We start from the raw sequence: 4,435 nt of genomic DNA on the forward strand, positions 1-4,435 counted from the left end.
CACGGCGGCAGCCTGCGCGGCGATCTCTCGGGCGGCGGCCGCACGGTTCGCGGCGGCCAGGGCCGCGGCGGAGCGCCGGGCGGACGCCGCGGCATCCGTCACGGCCTTCGCCTCGGCCCGAGCATCGTCCTCGGCCTGGGCCAGCAGTTTGCGTTGGGTCACGACGGTTCGCGCGTTCGCTTCGAGCCGCACCTGCTGGGGCACCTCGGACGTCTCGGCCAGGATGCGCATGGTCTGCTGGAGCCGGACGGCGTTGCGCTCGGTGGTGAGGTATTGGCGTCGACGCGCCCAAGTCGGCATGAGGTACGTCACCCAGAGGGCAGCCGCGACCGCAATCATCACTCCCCCGCCCAGGACCTCGCTACTCATAGTTTCTAAGGTAGGAGGGCCGCGGCCTTGTGGGGATGATTATCGAGGGTGTGTCACGGGCAATTGCCACACTCATCGGTCGCTCACCGGCAACGGATGCGCGGCCGCGGCACGATCGACGTCCGTCACCCGGGCGGCGTCGGCCGACACCTGGCCGGACTGCCAACGGCGCAGCACACCCTGACGCACTTCCTCGGCCACCAGACCGAAGCAGAAATGGTCCCGCCAGTCGCCGTTGATGTGGATATACCGGCGGCGCAGCCCCTCGTAGCGGAAGCCGAGTTTCTCCACGACCCGCAGCGAGGGCACGTTCTCGGGCCGGATGCAGATCTCCATGCGGTGCAGCCCGAGCTGGCCGAAACAGTAGTCGGTGGCCAGAGCCACGGCGGTGGGCGTGATCGCCTTGCCCGCGAATTCCTCGCTGACCCAGTAGCCGATGGTGGCCGACGACAGGGACCCCCAGGTGATCGACGACACGTTGAGCTGGCCGGCCAGCTCACCCTGGTATTCGACCACGAACGGCAGCCCGCTGCCTGCCCGCGCGTGTGCGAGCAGGCTGCGGATGCTGGAGCGGGTGTCGAAGGACATCGGCGCGTAGGGGCTGGTGGCCTCCCAGGTGCGCAGCCAGCCCCGGTTCTCCATCAGGGACCGGTCGAGGATGCGGTCGTCGCGCAATCGGATCGGCCGCAGTGTGACGGGGCCGTCATGAAGCGTCGGTATCGCGATCGCCACAGTGTGCCCGTCTACTCAATGCCGAAATTGTGTTCCCCAATGTACTGCTCGCGTCCTAGTCGAGCGTGGCGACGAACTGGTGCAGCCAGGGCCGCAGGTCCGGGCCGAGGTCCTCGCGGTCGACGGCGAGCTGCACGATGGCCTTGATGTAGTCGAGGCGATCCCCCGTGTCGTAGCGGCGGCCGCGGAAGATGACCCCGTACACACCGCCGGTCTCCTCCGGGTTCAACGCCATTTCCTGCAGCGCATCGGTGAGCTGGATCTCGTTGCCCTTGCCGGGCTGAGTGTGCTCGAGCACCCCGAAGACCTCGGGGCGCAGCACGTAGCGGCCGATGATGGCCAGGTTCGACGGCGCATCCTCGGTGCTCGGCTTCTCGACCAGCCCGGTCACCCGCACGACGTCAGGGTCGTCGGTGGCCTCGACGGCGGCGGCACCGTAGAGGTGGATCTGCGAGGGCTCCACCTCCATCAGGGCGATGATGCTGGTGTGGCGCTTGCCCTGTTCCGCCAGCATCTTCGCTAGCAGCGGGTCGCGCTCGTCGATGATGTCGTCACCGAGCAGCACCGCGAACGGTTCGTTGCCCACATGCATCCTGGCCCGCAGCACCGCGTGGCCGAGGCCGAGAGGGTCACCCTGGCGCACGTAGTGGATGTCGGCTAAGTCTGTGGCGTGGTTGACCTTCTCCAGTCGGCCGTGGTCACCCTTCTTCTTCAGGATGGCCTCAAGCTCGGTCATGCGGTCGAAATGGTTTTCCAGCGCGTTCTTGTTGCGCCCGGTGACCATCAGCACGTCGGTCAGGCCGGCGGCTACGGCCTCCTCGACCACGTACTGGATGGCCGGCTTGTCGACGACCGGCAGCATCTCCTTCGGCATGGCCTTGGTGGCCGGAAGGAAGCGAGTACCCAGTCCTGCAGCAGGAATGACGGCTTTCGTAATTGTTGTCCCCATGGTCCCTACGTTATCGGCATCTAGGATGAGATATATGGACTCCGACATCGGTCACCGAAAGCGCGCGCTTCGCGCCGAGCTGCGGGAGCGTCGGCAGAACCTGACTTCGGTGGAGCGGGAGGCCGCGACGGCCGGCTTCACCCAGAATCTGCAGAGCATCACCCTGGACCTGTCGGCCCGGTCCATCTCCTGCTATCTGTCCTCCCGCAACGAGCCGGACACTCGGTCGTTCGTGAACTGGGCCGAGGCCCAGGGCATCCGTGTGCTGTTCCCGGTGTCCCGCGACGACGGACTCCTGGACTGGACCGTCGGGGAGGACCAGACCGAATTTGAGGGACTCTCGGGTGCCCCCGAGGCGGGCGGCAGCTTGCTGGGCCCGATCGCGATCAATGACGTCGACCTGATCGTCGTACCGGCCGCCGCCGTCGACGCGTCGGGCCTGCGGATGGGCTGGGGTCGCGGCTACTACGACAAGACGCTCGGTTCGATGGAGAAGTGCCCGCCGGTGTATGCCGTCATCTTCGACAATGAGTTCGTCGATGAGGTGCCCCGCGAGGTGCACGACCAGCCGGTCGACGGCCTGGTCACCCCCACACGCATCATCGCGTTCTGACCCCTTCCTTCGTTCCCGTTCAACGAAAGCCATTTCACAATCGGAGATTCCGGCCCGCGGGCCGGTCCCCCATCGGAGTTCCAGTGCCTACCTATTCCTACCGTTGCACCGAGTGCGACACCGCGTTCGACATCCAGCAAGCATTCACCGACAACTCGCTCACCAAGTGCCCGACCTGCGACGGCAGACTGCGCAAGGTCTTCTCCTCGATCGGCGTGACCTTCAGCGGGTCCGGTTTCTACAGCAACGACGCCCGGTCGGATGCGAAGCGCTCGCTCGAGCGCTCGTCGAAGTCCTCAGACAAGAAGTCGGAGACGAAGTCCGACTCGAGCTCCTCCAGCTCCTCCAGCTCCTCCAGCTCCTCCAGCTCCTCCAGCTCCTCCAGCTCCTCCAGCGAGAAGTCTGCGGCCCCAGCGAAGGACAGCTCCGCCCCCGCGAAAGCGGCGAGCAACAGCGGCAACGGCAGCAACAGCTCGTCCGCGCCCGCCACGAAGTCTGCCTGACCTCCTCCACCACCTCACCATCCGCCTTCCACGGCGCCGGAACCTTTGCGGAGTATCACCATGATTCAGGGCTTCAAAGAATTCATCATGCGCGGCAACGTCATCGAGCTCGCCGTCGCCGTCGTCATCGGCGCCGCGTTCACCGCGGTGGTCAACGCGATCGTTACGGGCATCTTCAACCCCCTGATCGCCGCCATCTTCAACTCGGAGAGCCTCGGAAAGGCAATGATCGTCAACCTCCCCGGCGGGGGGGCACTGTCGTTCGGGCTCGTACTCGCGGCGGCCATCCAATTCCTGCTGGTCGCGGCCGTCGTCTACTTCGTCTTCGTGATGCCGCTCAACCATGTCAAGCACGCACAGGAGCGCCGCCGTGTCGCCGGGATCCCCACGGCCACCGAGGCCGCCGCTCCGGCGACGGAACTCGACCTGCTCACCGAGATCCGCGACCTGCTGGCCACCGGCTCAACGCTCGAGCAGGGTCCGAAGCACACGCTCTAGCAGTCCGCGTCCTCCCCACCCGAGGCACCGCACCACCGCCCATTCCGCTTCCGAGGCTTGACACAGCTCAGTCTCGAACGAATTCGACGGAGATTCTGCCCAAAACGGCCCTAAATCAGGCCGAAACCCGGTTCGAAACGAGAATCTCCGTCGAATTCGTTCGGCCCGCGGGCGAAACGCACGGTGGAGCGCAGGGTGGAGCGCACGGTGGATGCTGGAACCGGGCGAGCGCTGCAGCACAGCCGCCGAGCCCTGAGGCCAACTCAGGACAGTGGCCAACTCAGGACAGTGGCCAACTCAGGAGATCCGTCCGGGCCGGCCCGGACATCCGCACCGGTACCGCACTGATCCGCGGCGGCCGGGCATACCGGGCGACGGATGTCCTGAGTTGGCCACACGCGCGCGCTCGGCCGGGCCCAGATGGCGGCAAGCTGCCGCTACCAGTGCGGCGGGCGGTCCTGACGGAGCCGATCGTCGTTGACGCCGCGGGTGCCCGGTCCGGACGGATCGGCGGGCACGACGCCGCCGTCCTCACGCAGGACCGGCGGGTGCGGATCAGGGTCGGTGCCGGGTGCCGGGGTCAGCCGGGCTCGCCGGGACGCGCCGGCCGATTTGACGACCGTCTGCCGGGGCACGCCGCGCTCAGGCACCAGGGCGGCGCACCGGGCCAGACGAACCCGGGCCAGACGAACCCGGCCCGGACGAACCCGGGCCGGACGAACCCGGCGCCGGGGAACCGGGCGCCGGGGAACCGGGCGCCGGGGAACCGGG

At 67.3% G+C, this 4,435-nt stretch carries 6 protein-coding genes and 2 pseudogenes; 3 read left to right on the forward strand and 5 right to left on the reverse strand.

Annotated elements, in window-relative coordinates:
- The 3 genes and pseudogenes from E3O67_RS13965 to galU all read right to left on the reverse strand — a co-directional run.
- A pseudogene (locus E3O67_RS13965) lies at positions 1–369 on the reverse strand (hypothetical protein); the annotation flags it as partial.
- A 72-nt stretch (positions 370–441) separates the two neighbouring features.
- The gene (locus E3O67_RS13970) at positions 442–1,101 is read right to left on the reverse strand and encodes a GNAT family N-acetyltransferase (protein WP_134428368.1); all 660 of its coding nucleotides are present in this window, start codon (positions 1,099–1,101) and stop codon (positions 442–444) included.
- Between the two features lie 55 nt (positions 1,102–1,156).
- Positions 1,157–2,050, reverse strand: coding sequence for a UTP--glucose-1-phosphate uridylyltransferase GalU (gene galU / locus E3O67_RS13975; RefSeq protein ID WP_134428366.1), 894 nt, complete (start codon positions 2,048–2,050; stop codon positions 1,157–1,159).
- Positions 2,051–2,084: 34 nt separating this feature from the next.
- On the opposite strand from galU, the gene E3O67_RS13980 reads away from it, so the two are divergent.
- Positions 2,085–2,663, forward strand: a complete 579-nt coding sequence (locus E3O67_RS13980; RefSeq protein WP_134428364.1) for a 5-formyltetrahydrofolate cyclo-ligase — start codon at positions 2,085–2,087, stop codon at positions 2,661–2,663.
- Positions 2,664–2,746: 83 nt separating this feature from the next.
- Positions 2,747–2,887 (forward strand): annotated as a pseudogene (locus E3O67_RS17895) (FmdB family zinc ribbon protein); the annotation flags it as partial.
- A gap of 14 nt (positions 2,888–2,901) precedes the next feature.
- Here the strand turns inward: E3O67_RS17895 and E3O67_RS17900 are convergent.
- Positions 2,902–3,153 carry a hypothetical protein gene (locus tag E3O67_RS17900; protein WP_338145382.1) on the reverse strand — a complete coding sequence of 84 codons (252 nt, stop codon included), beginning with the start codon at positions 3,151–3,153 and terminating at the stop codon, positions 2,902–2,904.
- 73 nt (positions 3,154–3,226) lie between these two features.
- Here E3O67_RS17900 and mscL point away from each other — a divergent pair, with 73 nt between their 5' ends.
- Positions 3,227–3,664, forward strand: a complete 438-nt coding sequence (mscL, locus tag E3O67_RS13990) for a large conductance mechanosensitive channel protein MscL (RefSeq protein WP_134428360.1) — start codon at positions 3,227–3,229, stop codon at positions 3,662–3,664.
- A gap of 437 nt (positions 3,665–4,101) precedes the next feature.
- On the opposite strand, the gene E3O67_RS17535 is transcribed toward mscL, so the two are convergent.
- The coding region (locus E3O67_RS17535) for a hypothetical protein (RefSeq protein ID WP_241982198.1) at positions 4,102–4,435 on the reverse strand (334 nt) is incomplete at its 5' end.

The sequence above is a fragment of the Cryobacterium sp. TMT3-29-2 genome, from assembly GCF_004564305.1.
Lineage (GTDB): Bacteria > Actinomycetota > Actinomycetes > Actinomycetales > Microbacteriaceae > Cryobacterium > Cryobacterium sinapicolor.

Excerpts from the sequence above, each read along its gene's own strand:
- galU (WP_134428366.1), bottom strand. The coding sequence starts at position 2,050 with ATGGGGACAACAATTACGAAAGCCGTCATTCCTGCTGCAGGACTGGGT.
- E3O67_RS13980 (WP_134428364.1), top strand. The coding sequence starts at position 2,085 with ATGGACTCCGACATCGGTCACCGAAAGCGCGCGCTTCGCGCCGAGCTG.
- mscL (WP_134428360.1), top strand. The coding sequence starts at position 3,227 with ATGATTCAGGGCTTCAAAGAATTCATCATGCGCGGCAACGTCATCGAG.